We start from the raw sequence: 25,727 nt of genomic DNA, 5'->3' as shown, positions 1-25,727 counted from the left end.
AGCTCACCTCCAGCCGTTTCCGGGCAGCGGCAGGGCGGATCGGCCCATAGAGTCCCCGAAGGGGGACATGCAGGCCCCGCCTTCGTCCTCCCAGGCGGCTTCCTGGCGGCGGGCGTCGCGGATGCCGCGCCCGATGACGGTTTCGTTGGTCATGAGGACGCCTGCGGTGAGGACACTGCCCGGGACCGCGGCGGCGGCCATCAGCCGGGCCGCGGCTGCGGGCTCGGTCTCGGGCGGGATCACCAGGAGGTCCCAGCGGCCGACGGTGTAAGAGAGCAGGATCAGCTTGTCGGGGTCCTGTTCGGTGAACCAGCCCACGTGCAGCACGCGCCCGTCCACGGCAACCGTGTGCGGTACGACGGGCCAGCGGGTGGGGTTCACGGTGACGCGGGTGACACGTCCCCAGGGCTCGTCCAGGGCGGCGACGAGCGGGGGAAGCTCGGTTTCGAGATCGCGGGAGTAGGGCCACCAGGCCCCGTCCAGCCGGCCGGCGAGCGTGGTCTTCGGGGTGAGGGACAAGCGAGCCGGGAACTCTGCGGCGAGGTCGCGGGGCGCGGTCCGGTCGAGGGTGGTGGTCATGGTGTGGACCTGCCCCCGGACTGCCCGTCGGCAGCCCGGTTTTTAGGCGATCGCCAGAAATGACACCCGCGTGAAAGCGGGTGTGCGAAGTACTCCCGGTGCTTTCACTGTACGCCTGTTCGGCGGGCTGTGGCCGGTCTGACTAGGTATTTTCCGGCGGGTGATGGAGCGGGCGACGGGAGTACCGTGAAGGGACGACAGGCCCGCGCACATCGCCCGACCGGCACCGGCGCCGGTGCCGACCTGCGACGCAGTGCGGCCACACCCCCGTGGACGGGCGGACCCACATGGCTGACTCCGACATCCCCCACACAACCCCACTGCTCCTGCCGGATGCGATCCACCAAGCGGTCCAACCCGGTACGGCTCTGCTGCGGCTGGAGACCACGCGGTCCCGGGAGGGGATCCTGGACGGCGCGTGGTGGCCGCGCACCCGCGACATCGGAACCGAGCTGCCCGCGCTGATCAGCGTGCTGACCGGGCATCTCGGCCCCATCACCCGCGTGGGCGTGGACGCGTCCGCCTGGAACGGCCTCCCGCCCCGCCTGGTCATCGACGGCCAGGTCGTGCACCTCGATTCCGACCCGGTCGGCGACGACACCGTTCTCGTCACTCGCGGCCACAACGACCACTTCGCCCTGCTGGTGGTTCCCCCGGACACCACCGCCGACGCGGCCCGCGAAGCGATGGCTCGCGCCGTCCGCGCCGACAACATCACGCAGGCCGCTCAGATCCTCATCGCCACCACACCCGAGCCTGAGGACAGGGCCGCCGATGCGGCAGGCTGACCCCGAATCCTCAGCGGTCGAGCCGACAGCGCGGCGGCCCCGTGGCGGGCGGCCCGGTCTCCTTCGGCGTCGGGCGGGATGCAACAGAGCCTGGCCGGAGTGACCGTGGATCGGCCGGGCCCTGGGCGTGTAGGCGAGTGGTGCGCTAGTCAGAGCCCCTCGTCGTGCAGGTCCTCTTCGCGCAGCAGGTCGTCCTCACGGCGGCGCGAGGTCTCCTTCTGGCCGGATTTCTGGCCCTTCTCGCGGGACGACTTGCCCGGCTGGGCCTGCGCGGGGTCTCCCGGGCGATGGTGTTCCTGCGCCTCACGGCCCTTGCCCGGCTGCTGACGCTTGTCCTGCCTACCGTCCATGACGGCGACTCCTCTTGATGCGTGGGGTACGGATCCCTCTCGGATCACGCTGACACGCACAGGGACGGTCTGCATCATGTCGGCTGCGAAGCGAGGCACACGGATGACACCCCACCCCACCCCGTCGGCCTCACGGTGAAAGGCGACTGACGGCGGCCAGCCGACATCGAGCAGCGCCCGAGGCTCCCTCCGTAGGACAGCTTCTGGCGGAGGGCTCCCGACGCCCGTGGTGACCGTGGTTTACCGCCCTGGAGGGCACGGCTGGGGCACGCGCGCCGCGTGCGGCGGGTCAGGGGCTCATCGACTCCGACGGAACCGGCGTTTCCGAGGTCCGGCCGTGCGCCTGCGGGTGGGCGTTGCGGGCGCAAGCAATGCCTGGCCGGCGAGCCGAGAGGGAGATTCGAGTCCACGCGGCTCGCGGGAAGGTGAGGCCATCGGCCTTCTGGCTGTCACGGTGCACGCGGCCCTCGGCGGTCCCCGCTGAGATCGGGCATCGGCATGACCACAGCAAGGCATTCTGGGGCCGTGCAGAATTCCGTGCAGTCTCAACTCCCCGATGCCGATGGCCGGATGGTCGTCTGCGGTGACGACGGTCTGGCCCGGCGGCTCGCCGCCGAGCTCCAGGCGGTGTACCGGGAGCGGGTGACGCTCGTGGTGCCGGCCGCCCGGGAGCCACAGCCGGGCGTGGGCCGGGGCGCGGGACGCGGGCTCGGCCTGCTCGGGCGGGTGCCGGCCGTCAGGTCCCGGGTGGCCGAAGGGCAGCGGCAGGGCGTGCGCGGGCTGCGGGTCCTGGAGGCGGTGGAGCCTGACGAGGACGTGCTGGCCGCCGCGGGGGTGGCCGGGGCCGCCGCGCTGGCGCTCGTGTACGAGGACGACGACACGAACGTACGGGCCGCTCTGGTGGCCCGGCGGCTCAATCCGCGGCTGCGGCTGGTGATCCGGCTGTACAACCGCAAGCTCGGCCAGCATCTGGAGGAGCTCCTCGACCAGGCGGCGATCGTCGCCGAGCCGGGGATCGACCTGCGCGAGCTGGACTCGTCGACGACCGTGCTCTCGGACGCGGACACGGCCGCTCCGGCCCTGGCGGCCAGTGCCGTGGCCGGGACCAGCAAGGTGGTCCAGGCGGACGGCCTGCTGCTGCGGGCGGTGGAGCGTACGCCGCCGGAGCGGGGCGAGGTGGCCGATCCGGGGCTGTGCACGCTGGCGCTGCTGTCGGCGACGTCCAGCGATCCGGCGGGCAGCGAGGGGGCCGAGCTCAGCGGCGACCGGGGGCCGCAGCTGCTGCCCGACGACCGGGCGGTGGCTGCCGCGACCGGGCGGGGGATCGTGGCCCTGGAGGCGGTCTCCCATGCCGCGCCCACGCCCTCGGGTGCCCGGCTGGCCGCGGCGTCGCTGCCGGTGGCGTCCCTGTTCTCGCGGCGGCTGCGGTGGTCGCTGGCCGGCGTCGTCGGGGCGGTGGCGGCGCTCGCCGTGGCGTCCTGGGTGACCACCGGGGATCATCCGCTGCACGCCGCGTACATCACCCTGCTGGACATCTTCGCGATCAACGACCCGGCGGTGGGGGAGCCGGCCGAGCGGCAGACGCTGCAGATCCTGGCCGGGTTCGTCGGCCTGCTCCTGCTGCCCGTGCTGGTCGCCGCCGCGCTGGAGGGGCTCGGTGCCTTCCGTACCGCGACGGTCCTGCGCCGACCGCCCCGCGGCCTGTCGGGGCACGTGGTGCTGCTCGGGGTGGGAAAGATCGGGGCCCGGGTGCTGGCGCGGCTGCGGGAACTGGAGATTCCGGTCGTCTGCGTGGAATCCGACCCCGAGGCCCGCGGCCTCGCCCTGGCCCGCCGCCTGCGCGTCCCAGTGGTTCTCGGGGACGTCACTGAGGAAGGCGTACTCGAGGGGGCCCGCATCCACCGGGCGCGCACCCTGCTCGCCCTGACCAGTTCGGACACCACCAACTTGGAGGCCGCCCTGTACGCCCGTGCGGTGAAGCCGGATCTCCGGGTCGTGATGCGGCTGTATGAGGACGACTTCGCGACCGCCGTGTACCGCACGCTGCGCGCCGCCCATCCAGCGGGCCTCACCCGCAGCCGCAGCGTCACGCACCTTGCGGCGCCCGCGTTCGCCGGCGCGATGATGGGCCGGCAGGTCCTCGGCGCGATACCGGTGGAGCGCCGCGTTCTGCTCTTCGCCGCCGTGGAGGTGGCCGGCCACCCGCAGCTGGAGGGCCGCACCATCGCCGAGTCCTTCCGGCCGGGGGCGTGGCGGGTGATCGCGCTGGACGCCGCGGCTCCGCAGGAGCGGCGCCCGGACCTCGCGAGCTCCCTCGCGGACGGCAGCGGGCAGCAGCCCGGACTGGTGTGGCGGCTGCACCCCGGCTATGTCCTGCGCGCCGAGGACCGCGTCGTCCTGGCCGCCACCCGGCGGGGCCTGGCGGAACTGCTCGGCCGCGGGCACGCCTGTACACCCGGGGTCTGATTCCAGGAGCGGTGACCGTCGGCGGCAAGGAGCGCGGTCCGTGCAGACGTGGGTCCTGTACCGCGCTGCGCTGTCGTGAGAGTCTGGGGTCCCTGCCCTCCCTGCCAGGAGCCCCTCGCATGCGTCGACCTGCCCGGTCCGGCCCCGCGTCCCCTCTCTTCGCCTTCGGCGTCATCCTGACGGCGGCGGGTGCGGTGATGTACGTGCTGCCAGACAGCCCGGGCCTGCCGTTGCTGGACCTTGGCGCGCTGGCCCTGGCCACTGCCGCCGCGGTGTGGACTGCCGCCCGGCGGCGCTGAGGCCGTAAGGGACCCGTCATCCGCCAGGTCAACAAGGGCGACCGGAACTACGAGATCCCGTCCGACGTGAACCTGCCCGACTACACCGGCGTCATCATCTGGTGCGACCGCTTCAACGTGTCCTTCGGAGCGGCGGCGCTCCAGGCAGTGCGACCCTCGCCGGCGTGACTGATGTCCGTGGCCTTAGACACCCTTGTGCCCGTGAAACCCTGGTCGTCGCGTCAAGGACGCGTGAATGATCATGCGTATCGGTATCGGGGGGAAGACGTGGCGGATCGGGAGACACCGGGGAGTCATCTGGCGGGGTACGCCGAGATCCTGCGCGACGCGTGTGCCACGGGACGCCGTCTCACCCGTGCCGAGCTGGAGGCCCGTCGGGCCAACGGCGAGCGGGCGGCGGAAGCGGGACTGCCGCTGCGGGCGCTGATACGGGACCACTTGGCCGCTGCCCAGAGGGTGGAGCCGGCGCCGGCGTCCAGGCCGCTGCTGGCCGTCGTCGAGCAGGCGGTGGATGCTTTCGTCGAGGGGTACGAGCGGTCCCAGCGGCAGGCGGTCCGCCAGGAGGAGGCCGCACGCCGCGAGTTCATCGACGACCTGCTGTACGGGCGCGGTGGGCTCGGTCGGCTGGCCGAGCGGGCCGAGCGGTTCGGACTGCGCCTCTCCCAGGCGCACGCGGTGGCGGTGGCCGCCGGCCCCGAACCGTACGGCGACGGCTACCCGGTGGCCCGCCGTATCGAGGAGGCGGTCCTGGGCCGGTTCGGGAACCGGCAGATCCTGCTGGCCACCAAGGACGGCCGGCTGATCTGCGTGGCACCGGGGGACCAGCCCGACGTCCTCGCGTACTTCGCCAAGCAGGCGCACGCGGCCACCGACGGAGGACGGGTGGCCGTCGGCCGCTCCCACCCGGGGCCGGGCGGGGTCGTCCACTCGTACGAGGAGGCGCTGAACGCCCTCGACCTCGCCGAGCGGATGGGTCTGGAGGGACCGGTGTTGCACGCCTCCGATCTGCTGGTCTACCCCGTCCTGACCCGTGATCGGCAGGCCATGGCCGACCTCGTGGAGAGCGTCCTGGGCCCGCTCCGCGGGGCGCGCGGCGGTCCCCGGCCGCTGCTGGACACTCTCACCGCGTACTTCGACAGCGGGTGTGTGGCGACGGAGACTGCCCGTCGCCTGTCGTTGAGCGTGCGGGCCCTGACGTACCGGCTGGAGCGCATCCACACCCTCACCGGTGCCGACCCGGCGGACCCGGTGAACCGCTACACGCTCCAGACCGCGGTGATCGGCGCCCGGCTGCTGGGCTGGCCGGGTGAGGCGGCGGCCTGAGCTCCGCTCAGCGCCCCCGCGGGATGCGGGGCCGGGAGTGCCACCGGCGGCGCAGCCACGCGCCGATCTCGCCCAAGGCGACCAGCAGAGCCGCGCTCGCGGCGCAGGTGAGGAGGGAAGCGGGCTGGTGGCGGACTTGTCCGCCGCACCACAGGATCAGGCCCAGCACGGCCCACCATAATGCGATCGAAATGGCTTCACTGGGCCAGTGGCGGCGGACCATGGCCTGCCCCCTTTCCGGTGTGGTCGCCTGTCAGGCGAGGGCGAAGTAGCGCAGCCACAGGTAGAGGGCCGAGATGACGATGGTGACGGCGGTGACGACGAGTCCGTACTTGGTGAACTGCCAGAAGCTGATGGGGTGGCGGTTGCGTTCGGCGATGCCGAGGACGACGACGTTGGCGGAGGCGCCGATGGCGGTGGCGTTGCCGCCGAGGTCGGCGCCCAGGGCGAGGGCCCACCACATGACGTGATCGGGGTCGCCGCCCATGTCGGTGACCAGCTCGCTGGTGATGGGGGCCATCGTGGCGACGTAGGGAATGTTGTCGACGATCCCCGACAGCACGGCCGAACCGCCCAGCAGGAGCATGGTGCCGCCCAGTTGGGCTCCGCCGATGATGTCGGCGAGGTGGCCGGCGAGCTCGCCGATGACGCCGGTCTCGATGAGCGCGCCGACCATGACGAACAGGCCGGCGAAGAAGGCGAGGGTCGGCCATTCGACCTCGCCGAGCACCTCGCCGGTTTCGACCTTGGAGATCGCGATCAGCAGTCCGGCGCCCAGGGGGGGCGACGACGCTGGGTTCGTAGTGCAGCACGGGGTGCAGGACGAACCCTGCGACGACCAGGCCCAGGACGCTCAGGCCCTGGATGAGCAGGCGGGGCTCTTTGATCGCCTCGCGTTCGCGCAGCGCCATGATTTCGGCGGCGCGCTTCTCGTCGTAGACGAAGTGCTTGGCGAACATCAGGCGGCACAGCAGCACGAGGACGAGGGTCAGGACCACGGCCAGCGGGGCGAGGTGGACGAGGAAGTCGTTGAAGGTCAGGCCGGCCCGGCTGGCGATGATGATGTTGGGCGGGTCGCCGACGAGGGTGGCGGTGCCGCCGATGTTGGAGGCGAACACCTCGGCGAGCAGGAACGGGATCGGGGACAGCTTCAGCCGGTCGCAGACCAGGAGCGTCACCGGCGCGACGAGAAGCACGGTGGTGACGTTGTCCAGGAGAGCGGAAGCCACGGCGGTGATGACGACCAGCATGGCCATCACCCGGAACGGTCTCGCCTTGGACCTCTTCACCGACCAGATGGCCAGGAACTCGAAGAGGCCGGTCCGCTTGAGGACTCCGACGATCATCATCATGCCCAGCAGCAGGAAGATGACGTTCCAGTCGATGCCGGTCTCGGCCGAGTGGAAGGCCGATGTGTCGTCGGTGGCGCCGATCGCCAGCATCAGAGCGGCACCGCCCAGGGCTGCGGCGACGCGGTGGATCCACTCGGTGATGATCAGGACGTAGACGCCCGCGAAGACGGCGACCGCGGCCCAGCTTTGCCAGCCGCTCACTCCTGGCCTCCTACGTTGAGAAGGTGGCGCATCAGAGAGGCGGCCGAGACCACCCCCACCAACCGGCGCACGTCGTCGTCGCGGTCGATGACGGCTACCAGCGGGACATGGGTACGCGCCATGAGGGCTGCGATCTGAAGAGCCCCTGCCTGAGGGCCGACGAACGCCGGTTTGAAGATTCGCTGCGGGATCCACTCGGCCACGCTCTTGCCGGCCAGGTCCTGGGTGAGGGTCTCGGCATGCCGGTCGTCGATGACGGCTGCGAGCAGCGGGTCCTCCATGACGTACTCGGGTACCAACTGCCGGACCAGCTGCGACCCGGGCACCACCGCGTACGGTGTCCCGTCGGAGGTCAGGACCAGGAGCGCGGCGAGGTCGTGCTCGGCGACCAGGCGGACCGCGTCCACCGCCCGGTCGTCGGTGGTCACGTGTGGGTAGGGCTCGGCGAGATCACGGGCGATCATGGCGCTTCTCCTGGTCGGGGGCACCGCTCGGGGCGGGAACGGTGTCGGTCGGCTTCGAGGCGTGGTCGTGGTCGTGGTCGTCGTTCGGAATGCCCGCAAGGTCTTCCACGTCGAAGAGGCGGGCGATCGGTACGTCGGTGCTGGAGTGGGCGATGATCGAGAAGGCGATGCAGACCGCGATCAGCGTGTACGCCTCCTCACCCTGCGGGATCCCGGCCTGGAGCACGAGCAGGCCGTAGACGACGGACGCGAAGCCCTTGGGCCCGAACCAGGCGGCGACCAGCTTCTCCCGCCCCTCGATCCGCGCCCCCAGCAGTGACACCAGCAGGGAGGCAGGGCGGATCAGCACGATCGCCAGGACCACGGCCACGTACCCGCCCACCGACAGGTCCCCGAACAGGGCGGGGGTCAGCAGGGCGCCGAAGACGAGGAGCGCTGCGAACTTGGCCAGTTCCGCAAGCATCTCTCCGAGCGGCTCGAAGACCGTCTTCGCCTCGGGCGAGACGGAGGCCAGGACGGCGCCGGCGGAGAAGGCGGCCAGGTAGGCGTTGGCGTGGGTGAGGTGGCACAGGCCGTAGAGGATGATCCCCGCCGCCGGTGGCAACAACGGCTGGAGCTTCGGCTCGGCACCCAGCAGCCGCAGCCGCACCAGGCCCGCGACCGCCAGCGGCAGGGCGACGCCGAAGACCAGACCGAGCCCGAGCTCCAAGGCGATCTCGCCGACGGAGGCATCCGCCTGGCCGGAGGTGGGACCGGCCGCGGCGATGAGGAGCAGGACGACGGGCAGCGCGAGACCGTCATTGATGCCGCTCTCCACGTTCAGCAGCTGCCGCAGCTTGGCCGGTACTTCCTTGCGGCCCACGATCGCCGACGCGAAGACCGGATCGGTCGGGGCGAGCACGGCGCCGACGAGGAAGGAGGTCGTCCAGTCCAGCCCGACCAGGTAGTGGGTGATCAGCGCCATACCGGCCATGGCCAGCGGCATGCCCAGCCCCAGCGCACGGGCCGGGTTCTTCCAGTTCCGCCGCAGGTTCGGGAACGAGACGTGCATGCCGTCCGTGAACAGCACCGCGAACAGGGCCAGATCGGCAGTGACCGAGACGATCTCGCTGTCGGCCGTGATGTGGATCAGCCCGAGGAACCCGTCACTGACCAGCGCTCCACCCAGCAGGAAGAGCAGCGAGGTGGAGAGGACCGTGCGGGCGGCAAGCCCGGACAGCAGCACCGCGATCAGCAGCGCCACACCGAAGACAGCGACGAGCACCATGGCATCCAGCCCCGTTCCGCGAGGAGAGTTTCCCCTATTCGCCGACCAGGCTTCCCGGCACACCACCGGCTACTTTATACATTTCTTACGTGTCTTTAACGGGCTTCTGACGGCAGTCCCACCTGCCGAACACTGCCGGGCTCCGGCACGCAAGCATCGCGGAAGGGCCCTCTCACGCGGGCGTGCACATCAGAGAGGTACCGATGAACGGAAATCCGGCCTACCACGCCCTGGCCCTCGCGGCAGCGACCCTGCTGATCCTCCCCGTCCCGGTGGCCATACTGGCCGGCTGGACTCCGCCCAGGCTGCCCTCCCGGGCCGCGGTGCGCCCACATGCCTGGGCCCTCCTGTGCCTGTACGCCCTTGCCCCCCTCAACGCCATCCCGCGCATGCTCGACGCATCAGCGCAGGTGGTGATGGTCTGCACTGCCGCCGGCCTGGCGTTCAGCGGCGCGGCTGTCGCCTTTGTCGTGCGCAGCGCATGGGTCTCGCGTCGCCCGACCGTTGGAACGGAGCGCTGAGCACCATGCTCGCTACGAGAACCGTCGCCCGGATGCTGCGCAGCGTCACGGAGTTCCGTATCGGCATCGCCATGGTGGCCCTGGGCGCACCCACTGCTCTGGTCGGCGCCGCCTTCTGGCCCCTGCCGGGTGCCGGGTTCGCGCCGGTGGCCATCGGTCTCTCCTGCCTCATCACCGGCTTGGTCATGCTGAGCTCCGAGGCGGTCCGCCACTGACCGTCCTGGCGCGCACGGCCGCAACCTGCCGTCCCTGCTGCGTTAAAGCCACGTAAAGATTGCCGAAGGTAGGCAATGTGCGGCAGCCGGTCGCGCTGGCACGATGCCGATGTCCGGCGCAAACGCATGCCAAGGAGGGAGGTGCTCATGGGCTTGTTTCTGGGTCTCGGCATCGGGGGAATCGCCCTGCTGGCCTGTTCGCTGGTGTTCGACGGGGTGCTGGAGGGGCTCTTCGACGGCGCCCTGGACGGACTGTTCGACGGATGGCTGTCGCTGCCGGTGGTCGCGGGCTTCGTTTCGATGCTCGGTTTCACGGGGGCGATCGTGCTCGGGGCCACCGGCCTCGGGCCGGCAGCGGCAGCCGCCGCGGGGGCCGTGGCCGGTGCGGGGGCGGGCTGGCTGACGTACCGCTTCAGCCGCGTCCTCGCCCGGGCCGGCAGCGGGTCCGCCCCGCGCGCCGCCGAACTCCTCGGCTCGGCCGGGACCGTGGTCACCGCCATCCCCGCGCGCGGCTACGGCGAGGTCCTGCTGCGCCTCGGTGGCCAGCCGGCCAAGTACGCCGCGACCGCCGAGGGACCACTGGCCCGGGGCGCGGAGGTCTGGGTGACGGCGACGCCGTCGTCCTCCTCGGTCAGCGTCCGCGCCGTCGAGCGCTGACCGGCCGTTCCACTTCCTCATCCACCACCGATCTGTCCCCTCGACCGAGAGCGGGCAGGGGGGATCCATCATGAGTTCAGTCGTCATCGCGGTCGTGGGAGTCGTCGTACTCCTCGTCCTGCTCGCCCTGGTCGTCGTCACCCGCTACAAGGTGGCCGGCCCCAGCGAGGCGTTCATCATCACGGGCCGCCGCGGCAAGAAGTCCACCGACCCCGACACCGGGCAGATATCCACCGACAACAGCGGTCAGAAGGTCGTCGTTGGCGGCGGCGTCTTCGTCGTCCCCTTCGTCCAGCAGCGCTACTCCCTCGACCTCTCCAGCCGGCACATCCCGATCGCCGTCCGGGGCGCCGTCACCCTGCGGGGCATCAAGGCCAACCTCGAAGGCGTCGCGATCGTCAAGGTCGGCGGCAACGAGGACGCCATCCGCGCCGCGGCCCAGCGCTTCCTCCAGCAGCAGGACGGCATCGTCGGCTTCACCCAGGAAGTGCTCTCCGGAGCCCTGCGCGCGATCGTGGGCCGGATGTCGGTCGAGGACATCATCCGCGACCGCGCCGCCTTCGCCGGCCAGGTCGCCGAAGAGGCCGAGGCCAGCCTGTCCGGCCAGGGCCTGGTCCTGGACGCCTTCCAGATCCAGGACATCACCACCGAAGGCTCCTACCTGGAGGACCTGGGCCGCCCCGAGGCCGCCCGCGCCAGGCAGGAAGCGGACATCGCCGAGGCCAACTCCCGCCAGGCGGCCGAGCAGGCCCGCCTGAAGGCCGAGGAGGAGATCGCGGTCGCGCAGCGCACCCTGTACCTGCGCCAGGCCGAGATCAAGGCGGAGACCGACGCGGCCACCGCCCAGGCGAACGCCGCCGGCCCGCTGGCCGACGCCGACCGCCAGCAGCAGATCCTCACCGAGCAGGAGAAGGTCGCCGAACGGCAGGCCGCACTGACCGACCGCCAGCTCGACACCCAGGTACGCAAGCCCGCCGACGCCCGGCGCTACGAGGCCGAGCAGGAGGCCGAGGCCAAGCGCGTGGCAAGGGTCAAGCAGGCCGAGGCCGAGCGCCTGGCGGCCATCGCCGCCGCCCAGGCAGAGGCCGAGCGGGCCCGCCTGACGGGTGAGGGCGAGAAGCAGCGCCGCTCCGCCCTCGCCGAGGCCGAGGCCATCGAGGGCGCCAAGCGCGGTGAGGCCGAACTCGCCCGCCGCGCCGCGATCGCCGACGCCGTCCGCCTGGAGGGCGCCGCCGAAGCCTCCGCCATCGCGGCCAAGGGGGCCGCCGAGGCCGAGGCCATGCAGAAGAAGGCCGCAGCCTTCGAGAGCTACGGCGATGCCGCGAAGATCCAGATGCTGGTCGAGGTCCTCCCGCAGGTCGTCGCCAAGGCCGCCGAACCGCTGTCCGCCATCGACAAGATGACCGTCATCTCCACCGACGGCGCGAGCAAGCTCACCCGCACGGTGGCCGACAACGTCGCCCAGGGCATGGAACTCCTCGGCTCCACCACCGGCGTCGACCTCACCCAGCTCCTGAAGGGCCTGACTGCGCCGAAGCCGGACACGGCTGCAGCGTCCATCCCGGCCAACGGGAAGATCGCCATCACCGACTGACAGCAGGTCGAACGAAAGGCGACAGAACGAGGTCTCGCCGCAAGGGACGCGGCGAGACCTCACGCCATGACGGGGGCTGCCGCCCCAGCTCGTTCGAACAGTAGGAAAGTGATACCTGATGCGTACTTCAAAGGCCCTGCCGCTTCGTGCGACAACGCTGGCCGCCCTCGCGGCGCTGGTGCTGGCGGGCTGCGCCGGACAGCAGACAAGCCACCCGGCGGAGCCGGGGACAGCCGCCACTGGAGCGCCTGGCGGCGGACTCGGAGCCGGGCTCGGCGGCGCTCGGCCAACGGCGGATGTGCGGATTGAAGCCACGAACGGAAAGATGCTGACCGAGTCGTTCCATGCCTCTGGGACTACCACCGCCTTCCCCGGTGCCACGCAGGAAACCTGGTCGGACCCCGAACACGGACTGCACATGCGGGTCACGGGGACGGTGTCCGGCGACATCTACTGCAAGGACGGCACCTCCTACACCAGCGCACCTCTGTTCGCCGCCGCGTTGCGCCAGCGCGGGCAGTCGCTCACCGTCCCCGACCGCCTTGCTGACACGTACGTGACCAGCACGACGGTGTCTGGCTGCGGCATGTACTACCGGATCCCGGAGACGGTCCGGGCCGCGCCGGACAAGGACGGCCCCGTGAACGGCAAGCAGGCATCGGCCTTCGAGACCCCGGCCGGAAGTACCCAGGACGTCTACTACCTGGAGGACGGCAAGCTCCGGCTGATTCAGGTCGAGTCGACGCGGGCCGGCCGCACGAGCGCCACCACCTACGACTCCTTCGGCACGTCGTTTTCCTTCGACATGCCAGTCGCGGACAAGACCATGACCATGGACCAGTTCCGGGACGCCACCAGCGTGTCATGACGATTGCGATCAGTAGTCCGAGCTGCCGGCATCAGCGCGGCGTGGACCGCATCAACTCGGGTGGAGGGAGTTGGGCCTGCCGGGAAGCATCGCAGCCGTCCGAAACGCGTTGCGGATCTCCGTGAGGGGGTCCCGATCTCGGTTGCAGCGAAGCTTGTTGGTGAGTAGAACGGCCCAGCGGTGCTGCGTGGGGCTGATCCACATGCCGGTGCCGGTGAAGCCGTAGTGGACCCAGATGTCCTGCGCGGGGTCGGTTCCGGGGGCGGGGTGCCAGAAGAGGCCACGGGCGGGGGTGAGGGCGCCGGTGTGGATGCGGAGGGAGTCCTTGGTCCAGGTCGGGCCGAAGGCGGCCCGGTTGGGGGCGAGCATGTGGCGGAGGAAGAGGGCCAGGTCATCGAGGGCGGAGAAGGTGCCGGCGATGCCGCAGACGCCGCCGAGGAGGCGGGCGGAGAAGTCGTGGGCGGTGCCTTTGAGGTGGGTGCCGGTGGTCTCGTCGTACTCGGTGGGGGCGCAGCGGACCTCCTCGGCGGCGGGGAGGGGGCCGAAGCGGGTGCGGGTCATGCCCAGGGGGTGCCAGACGCGGTCGGTGGCGAGCCGGTCCAGGGGCTGGCCCGAGAGGTTTTCGGCGAGGTAGCCCAGGACGAGGGCGGCCCGGTCTGTGTACTCGACGGCCTCGCCCGGCGGGCGATGGAGAGCCTCGTGGAGGACGCCGTCGCGGATGTCTTGGGGATCGCTGCCGTAGAGGTTCTTCAGGTTCGCGCCCAGCGGGAGGCCGGCCGTGTGCGTGAGGAGCTGGTGGGCCGTGGCCTGGGCCAAGGGGTGGCCCGAGACCTCGTCCCAGAAGCTGCCTAGCGGGGCGTGCAGCTGGAGTTTCCCCTCCTCCACGAGGGTGCCGATCGTGGACCAGACCGCGAGGATCTTGGTGAGGCTGGCAACGTCGAAGACGGTGTCCAGCCGCATGGGATCGTCGGGCTGGTCGGGTTCGAGGAGGCCGACGGCTCCGCTCGTCTGGATGCCGTCGGCGTCTCCGATCGCCCACACCGCACCGGGGTAGACCTCGTCGCGTACGCCCGTCTGCAGGAGGTCTTCGATCCGGTCGGCGGTGTGGGTCATGGTCTCCCGATCGTCGTGGGTCTCGGGTGGTCCGCTAGCCAGGCTAGTGACGCGGCCGGGGTGGTGAGGGCTCCGCCACGGGTGCCATCAGGCAAGGCCTCGGCCCAGGTCGGCGATGGCCGTGGCGGTGGAGCTGAGGGGGAACCGGGCAGCGTTGGCGCGGCCGGATGCCCGGAGCAGTTCGAGCAGGCCGGGCGTAGTGCGCAGGCGATGGAGGTCGTGGGCGGCCGTGGCCGGGTTCGTGAAGTCGGTGGCCATGCCGCTACCGGCGAGAGCCTCGTTGAGCCCGGGTACGGGTTGGTAGAGAACGGGGAGCCCGCAGGCCTGGGCTTCGAGCGCGACGAGCCCCATGGACTCCAGGGTGGTGGACGGCACGGCCAGCACGTCGTGGTCGGCGAAAACCTTCCACAGCTGTTGACGGCGGAACCAGCCGAGGTAGCGGACATCCTCAGTGGTGGTCGCCTCGCCCGGATCCTGCAGGACTGGATCGGGGCTCGGTTCAGGCTGCCGCCCCGGAACTTCCGTCACTGACGTCGTTCAGCCGTCTCGGTAGCGACGACGAGCCGGTGTTTCCGGGCGAGGCCGGTGTCGAGAACTGTCCAGCAGAGCGCGCTGCCGAACTAGTCCGCATACGTTGGGGGTTGGGTGTTGCGCCGATCCCCAACATGGTTCACCTGCTAGAGGCGCATGGCGTACGGGAGTTCTCGTTGTCCCGTGACTGCCCGGAGGTGGATGCCTTCTCCTTCTGGGACCGCGGCATCCCCTTCGTGCTGCTGAACACCGGCAAGACCGTCTAGAGGGGACGCTTCGACGCCGCACATGAGCTGGGGCACTTGGTGCTGCACGGCGAAGAGCAGGTCCCTCACGGTCCTCAGGCCGAAGGGGAAGCGCACCGTTTTGCCGCGGCCCTGCTGATGCCGGCCGCAGACGTCCTCGCACACGCCCCTCGAAACCCGACCACCACCTGGATCCTGCAGGCGAAGAGACGCTGGAAGGTCGCTGCCATGGCGCTGGCCCACCGCCTCCACGAGCTCAACCTCACCACCGAGTGGCAGTACCGCACCCACTGCGTCGAGCTGAGTCGCATGGGCTACCGGAAATCGGAGCCTCAAAGCACGCTCACGCGGGAGACCTCCCAGGTTCTGGGCAAAGTCTTCGCCGCCCTCCGTACAGAAGGGATGCCGCCGGCAGGCATCGCGCGGGACCTCGACCTGCGTCCTTCGGACCTCAACGACCTGATCTTCGGCCTGGTGGTTACCGCCCAGGACGGCGGGCGTGGCGCCACCCGCGCACGGCTGTCTCCGGCCGGCCGCAGCTGTCCGTCGTGCATATTGAGACAGCCCTGTACTCGCACCGCCTATGTGGTGCGGGTACAGGGCTGCCGCCAGGGCATTCGCGGGAGTTGGGGCACGCTGAGGGCACGGCAAGGACTGGGAGGTCTAGACAATGGCGAAGGCCCAGGTCGCTGACCTGGGCCTTCATTCAAGAGCGGATGACGGGAATCGAACCCGCGCTATAAGCTTGGGAATCACCGGGCCGTCACGGAGGGGGTTGCGCTGACCAGCGCAAACGGCCTCCGGTGATTAATCGCGAGGCGTCGCGCTTGACTGCTCTTGACCGCCGGGATCCGCTCTTTCTGGCACGGATGTGGCGCGGGCTTCCATCCGCTCTGACGGGTCGCGTCACCGACCCCGCACCCGACAACACTGTCACCCGAATGGCCCAACATGACGTGCCACCCACATGGGTGAAGATCAAGCTGGCTAGTGCCCCAACCGAGGCAATCTGTGAAAGGCGAACCAAATGCGCATTCGACGAATCCTCGCCGCGGTCTTCGCCACGGCAGCCCTCGCCGGACTCGGCCTCACAGGCGCCGCCACCGCCACCGCCGCCACCGGCAGCGTCGCCCCCGCCAGCGTCACCCCGGGTGAGTGCACGGACAACGGCGGAACCATCGACCGGTCGACGCCCGTGCTCCCGACCTGCAGGGGCGGTATGTACGACGGGCAGACGGTCGACTAAACCCCACTAGGCCCGTTGCGAAAGTGAATCGTCGCCCCGCAGCCACGTGTTGCGGGGCGACTCCCTCGCGAGCGTTCTCCCTCGGCTGACGGCTCAGCGTACCTGGGAGGCGTGACGATCGCACACGGGCCCGATGAGATCGGCTGGAGGGGCTTGGGCTGGACCTGCCATGGGGCGAGAGATTGGGGCCCGTACGCTGGTCGCGAATCGGGCAGCCTCTAGGTGTGTTGTCCCGGGACGTTGGTGACACGCGTGCTGGGTTCTTGAAATGGGTGAGGGCCTCCGGGTTCGGTGTGGATTGCGACATCTCCACCGAAGACAGGAGGCCCTCGTGGTCCACCGTAATGCCCCGCTGACCGAGACCGGACGACTTCGTCTGGCCCGCTGTGTCGTGGACGATGGCTGGCCCGTGCGGCGGGCCGCGGAACGCTTCCAGGTCAGCCACACCACCGCGGCCCGCTGGGCCGGCCGCTACCGCACGCCGGGCATCGCCGGAATGAGTGACCGGAACAGCCGCCCCCATCACCAGCCCGCCCGGACACCGGCCACGGTCGAGGAACACGTCCTGCGACTGCGGCGCGAACACCGCATCGGACCCCTGCGACTAGCCGCCCGCTGCGGGATCGCACCCTCCACCGCCCACCGCATCCTGATCCGTCACGGCCTGCCGCCACTGGCGGCACTCGACCGTGCCACCGGCGAGCCGGTACGCCGATACGAACGGCAACGGCCCGGCGAACTCGTCCACATCGACGTCAAGAAACTCGGCCGGATCCCCGACGGCGGCGGCCACCAGGCCCTCGGCCGAGCCGAGGGCCGCCGCAACAAGACCGGCGCGGGCTGGGCCTACCTTCACACCGCATTGGACGACCACACCCGCCTCGCCTACACCGAAGATCTCCCCGACGAGACCGCCCCGACCTGCGCTGCCTTCCTGCGACGGGCGACCGCCTGGTTCGCGGAACGAGGCATCACCGTCGAACGCGTCCTGACCGACAACGCCTGGGCCTACAGCAAGAACACCTGGCGCCAGACCTGCGCAGATCTGGGCATCAGCCCGCGCTGGACCCGGCCCTGGCGGCCCCAGACCAACGGCAAGGTCGAACGCTTCCACCGCACCCTGCTCGAGGAATGGGCCTACCACCGGCCCTACACCTCAGACCGGCAACGGATGGAAGCATTCCAGTGAGTGACGGGCGCGGTCGCGTAGGGGTCGTGGGCCAAGCCGGGGCCGACAAGCAGGGCAGAGGTCACCATCGTGTCCTTCTGCTCCGCCAGCCCTCGGCCGACAGCCCCAGTTCGTGCCCCGTTCCCAGGGACACCCCCCATGCAGGTATATCCGGGTCACCGCTCCAGTTCACCCGCACCCCGGCGTCCTGGGACTGGGCAAGGTCATGGATATCAGCGCGTAGCTCGGAGGGGACCCGGCCGATCAGCTCCACCTCGCCCACCCTGACCAGAAGGCCTTCCAGGGCATCGACCGCCACGGCGACGAGGATCTTCCCCCGGTCGAAGATGCAGGTCAGTCCCGTCCTTTGATAGTCCTGCCAGAACATTCCGTCTGCTGCGATCTGCCCGTTGCCGGTAAGCGGTCCGCCCAAGGCGGCCTTCACCTCGTCGGAGCCATCCCGAACCGCAGCGGACCCACCCCCGCCAGCGGATCCAACACCCACCGCGGACGGTCCTCCATCTTTCTCCGCAACCAGCCCCCTCCCCAAAGCGGACACACCACCCGCCGATCATGAAGCGAGACTAATAGCCCCCTCTGACAGGCCCCATTACCCGTCTGGGCCCGATCCCGATACCCCGGTAGGGGCAGCCCGCCGCAGCCTCACCAGGCGGCCTGATTCTGGGCATCAAAGTTGTCCATTCGGGCCACCTACCGTGCCCAGTCACACCTGTGACTGAGCGGGGTAGTTGGCGGAGTTTCGCCAACTCCCCCGGTCAGAACTTCGCCCGTACAGCGCTTGGTAGACGGTGAGCGGCATCTCATTGGTCTGCTGCTGCGCTGCCGGTCCGGCCGCTTGCCGGGTGGGGTTATCCGCCGAGTGCGACCGGGCCGAGGCCGGGCGGCAGGTGGCGTATGGCCAGTGCCACGGCCTCGTGCGGTGTGGCGAACAGGCCGAGGTCTGGAGTGATGAAGCCCCTTCCCACTCCGTACGTGCCGTCGCTGCCCGCGGTCAGGCAGGGTCCGCACAAGGTCAAGCTCGGGCGGGTGGTGGCGGAGAAGCGCAGCGCCCAGTGGCTCGTGAACGGGTAGAGGGCGCGCAGCGCCGGCTCGGCGTACGCCGCCTCGATCAGGGCCTGGTACGACTCCTGCCAGACGTACTCCAGGTCGGCCGCCTCCTGGCGCATGCCCTGCCACTCGGATTCCGTCAGACGCACAGGATCGTTGTCGGGCACCTCGAACCGGCCCGTCAGGTGTACGAAGGGGGCCGCCCGGCGGACGTCCTCCAGGGCCGCCCCGTCGTGCCACGCCCGCGCGGCCCTGGCGACCTCCGCCAGGTCCTTCGTCTCGCCGTCGACGAGGGGCAGGCCCTGGAACGGCTCCTCGCCCCGGATCGACCACTGCCGTTCGTACTCCCATGCGCTGATCCGCAGCGGCTCGCGGTGCGGCAGGGTGCTCGCGACGGACGCGTGGAGCAGCGGAGCGATGTCCGAGGACGTGACGGGGACGGCGTCGAGGCGGCCTTCCGCCTCGGCCCGGAGCGCGGCGGCGAGGCTGCCGCAGGTCGCGACGTCGGGGTACAGAACGGCGGGATCAGGAGGGGTAGGCACGGCTCCTGAGTATGCCTGACCTGCTGATTCCAGGAGCAGGCAGACCGGCTCCCTCACTGATCGCGGATTTCTGCCGCCTGGTCACCCTGGGACCAGCCTTTGCCCTCTTCCTCACCGCAGGATCATGGCTTGCCGGGGAGGGCATCTGCTCAGGGAAGACCTCCCCGGACCCCCAAGGGCGGAACTCGCCATCGTTCGGGTCCAGCGCGTCAAGGAGCAGCGGCCACAACCCGGAACGTGCGTGTTCGGTGTGTATCCGCGTCCGAGCGCTCGAGCCCGGTACTCCTGGAATGCCTCCCAGCCTGACGTATGCCCAGGGGTTATCAGGTCCCCATTCGCACAGTCGAGCACTTTGCACCGCAGAGCTTCGGCAAGATGGAAGACGTGCGGCAGCACGTCGTCGCCAGAGCCTCGGATGTGGAGCACGATCGAGTCCACCGGATCTTCCGACCCGATGTTGAGTTCGACGGACCAAGTCGGGCCGGAAAGCTCGCCCCAGACTGGGTCCGAGAAGTCAGCTTCGGGGCAAGCATGAGTAACAGCTGCGCGTACGTCGTCGCGCCGGCCGAGTGGGTCCGGGGTGTAGTCGGCGGGGATCTCGTGCACAGAGGTGACGTCGGCGGGTAGACGCATGAGAAGGACGTCCCAGCTCATAGTGACCTTCCGGGTAGTACGGGTGCGGGTCGGGTGGGTCAGATCAAGCTGAGCTGTTCTCCCGATGGCTGTGGCAGGAGCACGTTCTGCAGGCGGCGGATGTTCGCGCGCCAGGGCCCGCCATCCGACTCGGCCCATAGGTCCATCAGCTCGGACGGTTCGGTCATGATGCGGTCGAGAGCCTGAAGGGCGAGATCGCGCAGGCCAGTGAGAGCCGGGAGGGACTCTTCCGGCCCATAGATTGGATCGGCCGGTTCGCCCCCGGGGCACTGCGCCGCGACGAGCGCGCTCGCGGCTACGGCTACCTCGGATTCGGGTGCTTCGAGGTAGGCCGCGGTGTCGATCACACGTGCGAGAGCACTGCGGACGATACCCTCACGTTCGCCTGCAGCTACCTCATCAAGGTCACCGCCAAAGTCCGCTGCGGTGTCGTTGTCGAAGGCGCCAATGCCCCAAGTGCCCATGGTCTCTCCTGATCACGATGTTGACCGGGGCATCCTGACAGAGGCCACTGACAGAATCCGCTGGGCCAGAGCGGGTTTTCAGCTGCATGTGACTCGTCGATACAGATGTCGCCTGGCCTCGATGGCCGTCACCTGTGTCAGCTCAGCGGGCTGCCATCATGCTCAGATGGCCCACGACATGGTGTTCTTCCTCGCCGCCGACGACGAGACCGCTGCTGTGGCTTTGTTCACGAGTGCCACTCTCGGGTTCTGGCTCAGATTCCGTGATCTGGTTACCGAGCGTTCGAGTGCCCATGAAGTTGAGCTCGCAGAGAGTGGCCTATTTGGTCTGCCTGGTCAGCCGTTACTCGCTCCTGCTCTGGTCGCCGAAGCAGCTCGAAAATGCCCGGCCCACGATGCTCTGGTCGCAGATCTGCCATGCGCGGAACGATGTGGAAGTGCACGTGCGCGAAGCCTTCGGCTTCGGCAAATTGGACAACGTAGGTCTTGGCGCAACCAGTCAGGCTCCGGAGAGCCCGAGAAAGCTCGACCTGCCACACCCCTAGGGCAGATGCCTCAGCGGTGGTGAGGCCATGAACTGCGGCAACGTGACGCCGAGGCAGCAGCACCAGCCAGCCCGGCACTGCGGTGTTTAAGGCGTGGGCCACCCGCCAGTGCTGGTCATACACCACGCACTCGCGTGGTGGAAGGTTGTCGAAATCTGCTTCCTTGCTGCATGTGTAGCAGTCGGGAGTCGTCATGAACCGAGATCATAACTGTCTCTCTGCGAAAGCCTGTTGGCGTCAGTCACCAGTCACGCTAGGAGAGCCCTTTTCCGAAGGAGTTGGATGCCGGCGCGTCCGAACATCTGGCGCTTGAACATCTTGATTCGGTTGACGTGTCCCTCGACGACGCCGGACCTCCAGGGCAGGGTGAGGCCGGCGATGACGGCGTCGCGGTCTCGGTCGATACCTGCGGCAAGGGTGTGGAGGCCGGGCAGGTCGTCTCGGCGGACCGCGTCGAGCCACTGCGGGAGCCGGTGGCCCTGGCGTTCGGTGAGCATCTGGGCGAAGGACCGGACGTGACCGGTCAGGGCATCGAGTTCCGGGCAGTTGGCCAGGACGGTCTTGAGCCGGAGCTGTTCGATCTCGGTCAGTGTCTCGGGTCGGCTGAGTATCCATCTCGTCACCACGCGGGGTGTCACCCGGGTCAGCGGCCGTTTGATTTCTACTGAGGTCCGCTGGCCACTGGACCGGCGAAGTATTCGGTTGTTCACAAAGGGCTGAACCTGCGACGGTCACCGGCATGAACGTGGTGCTGGGAGACAACTCCAGGTTCGCCGCACAGGTCGGCGAGCCGGGCCCACTGTGCCGGGTCGACCTCTGGGCGGCTGGAAAGTGGCTGACCTGCGACGACAACATGGTGTATGTCCGCCAGTTCCGCCGCGATGTGCTGGACACCGCTGCCTGGCTTCGGTCCGGCGAAGGTTCTTCCTTGCCATTCGCCGGCTTGTCCGCCGAGGCCACACACCGGCGTCTCAGGCAGCACGCGGGGCACGACGACGAGTCCGAAGCCGACTACCAGCTGTGCAGCCGGTCTCGGGTCCTGCTCTGGGGGCCCACCACCGACAACGTGATGGCCTACCTGTTCCGCGAAGAGGACCGGTTGGTGATCACGCTGGAGTTCTGGCGTGAGGAGCACCTGGTCAGCCACCCCGAAGACGCCGGTGCGGTCTTCGGGGTCGAGATCCCGGCCGACGAGTTCATTGGGATCCTTGAGGGCATCGCGGCCGCGCTCGACGCCAGGTAGAGCGAGAGCTACTCATGATCCTGCGGTGGCATCAAATTGGTCTCTCCCCCGCTCGGGGCTGATCCGAGGGAGAGACCCAGTTCGATTTCGGGACTCACTCAAGTGACTCCCGAAGTGGTGCACATCTGCTGTCGGTTCGAGAACGCGAGTCGTTTGTCGATGAGCGCGGGAGGCACCCCGAAGGCGGCCAAGTCGATGTTCACGAGTTCGGGAGGCGTGCCGCTGACCCGGTGGGGACATGCACTCCGAACCCCAGGCGTCGCGCACTGCGCACCGTGCTGCCGGCATCGCCGCCAGCCGCGACCAGGTCGGCGGCCGCGCCCGTAGGCAGGAGCTCTCCAGACCCGTGGATGTGTCTCTGCCGGACCGATCGGTAGAGTCTCGGAGACGAGAGAAGAGATCCTCCGATGGACTCCCGCATCACCCGCATACGCTCCAAGCTGGCGAAGATCCCGTACCAGGCGCAACTAAGCCACTCGGTGTGTGCGGAGCGCCACCAGTTCCGCCTCGGCCCGCGCATCAGCGCTTCGGAAGCCGACGCCTTCGAGGCGGAGCACCGCATCGTCCTGCCTGCGGCCTACCGAGCGTTCCTCATGGAACTCGGGGGCAGCGGTGCCGGCCCCTTCTACGGTCTCCTTCCACTGGAGGAGTGCAGGCTGTTCACGATGAACCGGAAACCGGCGGACGGCAGCCCGCGGGGATTCACTCATGCCTACCACCCGGACGCGCTGCAGGGTGACCTGTTCCTCCACATCATCGAGATGGGCTGCAGCGATCTGTGCCTGATCGCAGTGACGGGCCCCCTCACCGGCCGTGTGGTCACGGGCAACGCGGACGGCTTCTGGCCCCCGAACGTCTCCTCCGCACCCGACTTCCTCAGCTGGTACGAACGGTGGCTCAACCACATGCGGGACGGCAAGGACAACCGCGCGCTGGGACTGGCCTCCCCGGCAACCATCGCGACCGCCCCATGGGGTTTCCGCGCCACAGCCAGTCCTCGCTGCGGTAACCCAGTACATCGATCAATCCGCACTCCGTGACCCCATCGCGGAGCCCCCTCAAGACGCCGACCCAGCCGTCAGTGACTTCCAAACTCGGCGACATCACTCTCACGGGGAAACGGGTGCTCTCGCTGCCGACCAACATGCGCTCTCGCTACTGCGTACAAAGCCACCCGATGGAGCCGCCACGCGACTTCCGTCTCGGTGAGGGAGGGCATGACCGGCGGGAAGAAGTCCCGCTCGGCCGCCATGGGCGCAGTGCACCGGCAGGGACCTATTCACGCTCCCCGGGCCCATTCAATGGTTCCCAGAACCGGCCACCGCAGCCCCCAACGGCGTCCGGGACGAGCCCACCCAGGCCTCCCCGAAACCGTTGTATGCACCCCGAACACTGCTATCCGCACGGAGTCACGCGTGCGCGCGGCCACGCGCGGAATCGGCCCCGGGAAGCAACGACGCGACGCCCATGGGTAGCGGTTGGGTGTTCGCTTTACTGAACGCGTCTGGGCCGCCGTGACCAGGCCGGCAGGCTAGGCCGGAGGAGTGACTCACTGGAGGATCCGTGGGAAGCGGCGGGTGCTGGCGGGTGTGCGGCGGGCCGCGTGGGAACGACTACCAGGCCGAAGGTCGCCGCCGCGGGAAAACCGGCGACCCCTCCGCGGCGGCAGGACCTGACCCGGACCGGCTCTTACCCCGCCCGTCACGAGACACGCCATCGGAGTCACCTCCACATGACATCACCGGTCCCCATGCCAGCTGCGCCTTCCTGGCCGCACTGGGCACACGACGCGGACCCCGCCACAGACCCCGTCGGTTGCCCCGGCATCCACGTCCCCGGCCAAACCGCATGCCTGGCCCACCTGACCGACACCGACCGCAACACCTACCTGGCCAGCCTGGCGCCCGGCAACCACATCGACCACCGCGGCACCCCCTTCACCCAACCACTTCTCATCTCACTCCTCCGAGCACTGTTCGACCCCACTACCCAAAAGACCCACCTAGGCGACGCCAGGTTCGGCAGGGCGCAGTTCTCCCGCGGCGCCTGGTTCCACAATGCGCAGTTCTCCGGCGACGCCGAGTTCAGCGGAGCCCAGTTCTCCGGGCCCGCCAGGTTCAGCGAGGCGCAGTTTTCCGGGAAGGCCATGTTCAGCGAAGCGCAGTTCTCCGGGGACGCCTGGTTTTACAAGGCGCAGTTCTGCGGCGAGGCCGGGTTCCGCAGGGCGCAGTTTTCCGGGAACGCCTGGTTTTGCGATGCACGGTTCTGCGGTGACGCCTTGTTCGACAGGACGCAGTTCGCCAAAATTGCGGGGTTCGTCGAGGCGCAGTTCTCCGGCGGCGCCTGGTTCCCCAAGGCGCAGTTCTCTGGCGACGCCGGGTTCCGCGAGGCGCAATTTTCCGGCCACGCCTATTTTCGCAAGGCACAGTTCTCCAGCGACGCCTTGTTCAAGGAGGCACAGTTCTCCAGCGACGCCATGTTCGAGGAGGCACAGTTCTCCAGCGACGTCCGGTTCGTCGGGGCCAGGTTCACGGTGCTGTCGTGGCTCGGGCCGGTGGTGTGTGGGCGGGTGGTTGATCTGTCTGGTGCGGTGTTCGAGGTGCCGGTGACGCTGGAGATCGCGGCGCGTGAGGTGCGCTGTGTGCGGACCCGGTGGGAATCGACAGCGACGGTGCGCCTGCGCCACGCCCTGGTGGACCTCAGCCACTCGGTGCTGTCCTCCCCCGTAGCGGTCACCGCCCACCCCGCCGGCTTCGGGCCGGTGGACGAGAGCATGCTGGCCGGACCCGCCGGGGTGCGGGTGGCTTCGGTGCAGGGTGTGGACGCCGCGCACCTGGTCCTGACCGACACTGACCTGACCGACTGCCTGTTTACCGGGGCCTTCCACCTCGACCAGCTCCGCCTGGAAGGCCGCAGCACCTTCGCCCCCACCCCCACCGGCTGGCACCGCCGCGGCCTATTGCCGGTGCGGTGGACCCACAGGCGCACACTCGCCGAGGAACACCACTGGCGGGCCCTCAGCGCCGACCAGCCCGCTCCGGCCCCGGGCCTGCCGCCCTCACCCCGCGTCTGGCGCACCGGACCACACCATCCTGACACCGGCCTCATCCCCGCCCGGAGGACGTGGCCGCCACCTACCGGCGACTGCGTAAGGCGTTCGAGGACAGCAAGAACGAACCGGGAGCGGCCGACTTCTACTACGGCGAGATGGAGATGCGCCGCCACGACCGCACCGGCACCCCGTCCGCCGAACGCGGCTTGCTGCACGGCTACTGGCTGCTCTCCGGCTACGGCCTGCGCGCCTCCCGCGCTCTCGGCTGGCTCGCTGCCGCCATGCTGGCGACGATCATTTTGCTTATGGGCTTCGGAATCCCCCAGGCCTCGCCGAAGCAGAAGGCGACCGGCGCCGAGCCGCGCGGAGGAGGCAAGGCCGCTCTGGTGATCGACAAGGCAGATCCACAGAATCCCACCGGGGACAGATTCACCGGCAAGCGGTTCGACAAGGCCCTGAGCACCACGCTCAACTCGGTGGTCTTCCGCTCCAGTGGTCAGGACCTGACCACCACCGGCACCTACATCGAAATGACCTCCCGCCATCGAACCCATTCTCCTCGCCCTGGCCATCCTCGCCGTAAGAGGACGCATCAAACGCTGACCCCGCCCGCCAGGTGTCCAGCAGACGAACCCACAACCGCTACTCATCGCCAGCGATCCCCCAAGGCCAAGTCGGCACGCCGGTGGCGCCAGGGCCCAGCGCCGCACGACACTGTCCAGGTGATCACCCGCCGCTCGCTGGGCACCGGCCCCCGCACACCCGCCGACACCCCCGAGCCGCGGCGTGCCCGGCTTTCGCAGCGGAAGGCACCCAGAGACTCGCCACAGCGGAAACCCAGCCCGCAGCCCACCCGCTGAACTTCACCCAAGACCCCGCGTGGGAAGCCGCCGACTCCCACACGGGCGACAC

The 25,727-nt window shown here is 69.4% G+C and carries 24 protein-coding genes and 7 pseudogenes; 18 read left to right on the top strand and 13 right to left on the bottom strand.

Going from position 1 to position 25,727, the window contains the following annotated elements; genetic code table 11:
• Positions 1 to 3: 3 nt before the first annotated feature.
• The gene (locus ACIBAD_RS31580; RefSeq protein ID WP_398910086.1) at positions 4 to 579 is read right to left on the bottom strand and encodes a DUF5994 family protein; all 576 of its coding nucleotides are present in this window, start codon (positions 577 to 579) and stop codon (positions 4 to 6) included.
• A gap of 287 nt (positions 580 to 866) precedes the next feature.
• Here ACIBAD_RS31580 and ACIBAD_RS31575 point away from each other — a divergent pair, with 287 nt between their 5' ends.
• Complete coding sequence (locus ACIBAD_RS31575) at positions 867 to 1,367, top strand: DUF5994 family protein (protein WP_134068510.1); 501 nt, start codon at positions 867 to 869, stop codon at positions 1,365 to 1,367.
• A 149-nt stretch (positions 1,368 to 1,516) separates the two neighbouring features.
• Here ACIBAD_RS31575 and ACIBAD_RS31570 read toward each other — a convergent pair whose 3' ends face one another.
• Positions 1,517 to 1,717 carry a hypothetical protein gene (locus ACIBAD_RS31570; RefSeq protein ID WP_134068511.1) on the bottom strand — a complete coding sequence of 67 codons (201 nt, stop codon included), beginning with the start codon at positions 1,715 to 1,717 and terminating at the stop codon, positions 1,517 to 1,519.
• Positions 1,718 to 2,287: 570 nt separating this feature from the next.
• Between ACIBAD_RS31570 and ACIBAD_RS31565 the strand changes: the two genes are divergently transcribed.
• The 4 genes and pseudogenes from ACIBAD_RS31565 to ACIBAD_RS31550 all read left to right on the top strand — a co-directional run bounded on the left by ACIBAD_RS31565 (position 2,288) and on the right by ACIBAD_RS31550 (position 5,805).
• Entirely contained in the window at positions 2,288 to 4,183 is a 1,896-nt protein-coding gene (locus tag ACIBAD_RS31565) for a potassium channel protein (protein ID WP_134074158.1), read from the top strand.
• A gap of 119 nt (positions 4,184 to 4,302) precedes the next feature.
• Complete coding sequence (locus ACIBAD_RS31560) at positions 4,303 to 4,482, top strand: hypothetical protein (protein ID WP_134068512.1); 180 nt, start codon at positions 4,303 to 4,305, stop codon at positions 4,480 to 4,482.
• Between the two features lie 30 nt (positions 4,483 to 4,512).
• Positions 4,513 to 4,650: pseudogene (locus ACIBAD_RS31555) on the top strand (DM13 domain-containing protein); the annotation flags it as partial.
• A 99-nt stretch (positions 4,651 to 4,749) separates the two neighbouring features.
• Positions 4,750 to 5,805, top strand: a complete 1,056-nt coding sequence (locus tag ACIBAD_RS31550) for a PucR family transcriptional regulator (RefSeq protein WP_398910083.1) — start codon at positions 4,750 to 4,752, stop codon at positions 5,803 to 5,805.
• 7 nt (positions 5,806 to 5,812) lie between these two features.
• Here ACIBAD_RS31550 and ACIBAD_RS31545 read toward each other — a convergent pair whose 3' ends face one another.
• The 4 genes and pseudogenes from ACIBAD_RS31545 to ACIBAD_RS31530 form a co-directional block, all read right to left on the bottom strand.
• A complete protein-coding gene (locus ACIBAD_RS31545) occupies positions 5,813 to 5,974 on the bottom strand; it encodes a hypothetical protein (RefSeq protein ID WP_398910081.1) in 162 nt (53 codons plus the stop codon).
• Positions 5,975 to 6,058: 84 nt separating this feature from the next.
• Positions 6,059 to 7,358: pseudogene (locus ACIBAD_RS31540) on the bottom strand (SLC13 family permease).
• Positions 7,355 to 7,822: a CBS domain-containing protein gene (locus tag ACIBAD_RS31535; RefSeq protein ID WP_398910079.1), complete on the bottom strand. Its 468-nt coding sequence runs from the start codon at positions 7,820 to 7,822 to the stop codon at positions 7,355 to 7,357. The pseudogene ACIBAD_RS31540 and the gene ACIBAD_RS31535 overlap by 4 nt, the downstream one beginning before the upstream one ends.
• Entirely contained in the window at positions 7,809 to 9,089 is a 1,281-nt protein-coding gene (locus tag ACIBAD_RS31530; protein ID WP_398910077.1) for a cation:proton antiporter, read from the bottom strand. The genes ACIBAD_RS31535 and ACIBAD_RS31530 overlap by 14 nt, the downstream gene beginning before the upstream one ends.
• Positions 9,090 to 9,292: 203 nt before the next feature.
• Between ACIBAD_RS31530 and ACIBAD_RS31525 the strand changes: the two genes are divergently transcribed.
• From ACIBAD_RS31525 to ACIBAD_RS31505, 5 genes are all read left to right on the top strand, one after another.
• Entirely contained in the window at positions 9,293 to 9,610 is a 318-nt protein-coding gene (locus ACIBAD_RS31525) for a hypothetical protein (protein WP_134068519.1), read from the top strand.
• Positions 9,611 to 9,615: 5 nt separating this feature from the next.
• Entirely contained in the window at positions 9,616 to 9,825 is a 210-nt protein-coding gene (locus ACIBAD_RS31520) for a hypothetical protein (RefSeq protein WP_134068520.1), read from the top strand.
• Positions 9,826 to 9,972: 147 nt separating this feature from the next.
• On the top strand, positions 9,973 to 10,482 hold the full coding sequence (locus ACIBAD_RS31515) for a hypothetical protein (RefSeq protein WP_134068521.1): 510 nt from the start codon (positions 9,973 to 9,975) through the stop codon (positions 10,480 to 10,482).
• A gap of 70 nt (positions 10,483 to 10,552) precedes the next feature.
• The gene (locus ACIBAD_RS31510) at positions 10,553 to 12,076 is read left to right on the top strand and encodes a flotillin family protein (protein ID WP_134068522.1); all 1,524 of its coding nucleotides are present in this window, start codon (positions 10,553 to 10,555) and stop codon (positions 12,074 to 12,076) included.
• A gap of 325 nt (positions 12,077 to 12,401) precedes the next feature.
• Positions 12,402 to 12,944: a hypothetical protein gene (locus tag ACIBAD_RS31505; protein ID WP_398910074.1), complete on the top strand. Its 543-nt coding sequence runs from the start codon at positions 12,402 to 12,404 to the stop codon at positions 12,942 to 12,944.
• Between the two features lie 51 nt (positions 12,945 to 12,995).
• Here the strand turns inward: ACIBAD_RS31505 and ACIBAD_RS31500 are convergent, their stop codons facing one another.
• Together ACIBAD_RS31500 and ACIBAD_RS31495 are read right to left on the bottom strand one after the other, a co-directional pair.
• A complete protein-coding gene (locus ACIBAD_RS31500; RefSeq protein ID WP_398910072.1) occupies positions 12,996 to 14,057 on the bottom strand; it encodes a serine hydrolase domain-containing protein in 1,062 nt (353 codons plus the stop codon).
• A gap of 87 nt (positions 14,058 to 14,144) precedes the next feature.
• Positions 14,145 to 14,501: pseudogene (locus tag ACIBAD_RS31495) on the bottom strand (glycosyltransferase); the annotation flags it as partial.
• Positions 14,502 to 14,722: 221 nt separating this feature from the next.
• On the opposite strand from ACIBAD_RS31495, the gene ACIBAD_RS31490 reads away from it, so the two are divergent.
• The 4 genes and pseudogenes from ACIBAD_RS31490 to ACIBAD_RS31475 all read left to right on the top strand — a co-directional run.
• A complete protein-coding gene (locus ACIBAD_RS31490) occupies positions 14,723 to 14,854 on the top strand; it encodes a hypothetical protein (RefSeq protein ID WP_398910070.1) in 132 nt (43 codons plus the stop codon).
• An 18-nt stretch (positions 14,855 to 14,872) separates the two neighbouring features.
• Positions 14,873 to 15,526: pseudogene (locus ACIBAD_RS31485) on the top strand (ImmA/IrrE family metallo-endopeptidase); the annotation flags it as partial.
• Positions 15,527 to 15,860: 334 nt separating this feature from the next.
• On the top strand, positions 15,861 to 16,079 hold the full coding sequence (locus tag ACIBAD_RS31480; protein ID WP_134068525.1) for a hypothetical protein: 219 nt from the start codon (positions 15,861 to 15,863) through the stop codon (positions 16,077 to 16,079).
• 331 nt (positions 16,080 to 16,410) lie between these two features.
• A pseudogene (locus ACIBAD_RS31475) lies at positions 16,411 to 17,262 on the top strand (IS481 family transposase); the annotation flags it as partial.
• Positions 17,263 to 17,329: 67 nt separating this feature from the next.
• Here the strand turns inward: ACIBAD_RS31475 and ACIBAD_RS31470 are convergent.
• From ACIBAD_RS31470 to ACIBAD_RS31450, 5 genes and pseudogenes are all read right to left on the bottom strand, one after another.
• Entirely contained in the window at positions 17,330 to 17,692 is a 363-nt protein-coding gene (locus tag ACIBAD_RS31470) for a hypothetical protein (protein WP_398910068.1), read from the bottom strand.
• 424 nt (positions 17,693 to 18,116) lie between these two features.
• Positions 18,117 to 18,857 (bottom strand): DUF6193 family natural product biosynthesis protein, encoded by a 741-nt coding sequence (locus ACIBAD_RS31465; protein ID WP_398910066.1) that lies wholly within the window; start codon positions 18,855 to 18,857, stop codon positions 18,117 to 18,119.
• Positions 18,858 to 19,549: 692 nt separating this feature from the next.
• A complete protein-coding gene (locus ACIBAD_RS31460) occupies positions 19,550 to 19,975 on the bottom strand; it encodes a DUF4259 domain-containing protein (protein WP_134068528.1) in 426 nt (141 codons plus the stop codon).
• Between the two features lie 272 nt (positions 19,976 to 20,247).
• Positions 20,248 to 20,715, bottom strand: coding sequence for an HIT family protein (locus tag ACIBAD_RS31455; protein ID WP_398910063.1), 468 nt, complete (start codon positions 20,713 to 20,715; stop codon positions 20,248 to 20,250).
• A 53-nt stretch (positions 20,716 to 20,768) separates the two neighbouring features.
• Positions 20,769 to 21,152, bottom strand: a pseudogene (locus tag ACIBAD_RS31450) (transposase); the annotation flags it as partial.
• Between the two features lie 107 nt (positions 21,153 to 21,259).
• Here ACIBAD_RS31450 and ACIBAD_RS31445 point away from each other — a divergent pair.
• The 4 genes and pseudogenes from ACIBAD_RS31445 to ACIBAD_RS31430 all read left to right on the top strand — a co-directional run bounded on the left by ACIBAD_RS31445 (position 21,260) and on the right by ACIBAD_RS31430 (position 25,675).
• Positions 21,260 to 21,763 (top strand): hypothetical protein, encoded by a 504-nt coding sequence (locus tag ACIBAD_RS31445; protein ID WP_398910061.1) that lies wholly within the window; start codon positions 21,260 to 21,262, stop codon positions 21,761 to 21,763.
• Between the two features lie 407 nt (positions 21,764 to 22,170).
• On the top strand, positions 22,171 to 22,803 hold the full coding sequence (locus ACIBAD_RS31440) for an SMI1/KNR4 family protein (RefSeq protein WP_134068530.1): 633 nt from the start codon (positions 22,171 to 22,173) through the stop codon (positions 22,801 to 22,803).
• A 692-nt stretch (positions 22,804 to 23,495) separates the two neighbouring features.
• Positions 23,496 to 24,230, top strand: a pseudogene (locus ACIBAD_RS31435) (pentapeptide repeat-containing protein); the annotation flags it as partial.
• A 656-nt stretch (positions 24,231 to 24,886) separates the two neighbouring features.
• Positions 24,887 to 25,675 (top strand): hypothetical protein, encoded by a 789-nt coding sequence (locus ACIBAD_RS31430; RefSeq protein WP_398910145.1) that lies wholly within the window; start codon positions 24,887 to 24,889, stop codon positions 25,673 to 25,675.
• The last annotated feature ends 52 nt before the right edge of the window (positions 25,676 to 25,727 follow it).

The organism is Streptomyces sp. NPDC051109 (genome assembly GCF_044455885.1).
Taxonomy (GTDB): Bacteria; Actinomycetota; Actinomycetes; order Streptomycetales; family Streptomycetaceae; genus Streptomyces.
Note: the sequence above shows the minus strand (reverse complement) of the source record. Positions and strands in the feature narration are given on the sequence as shown.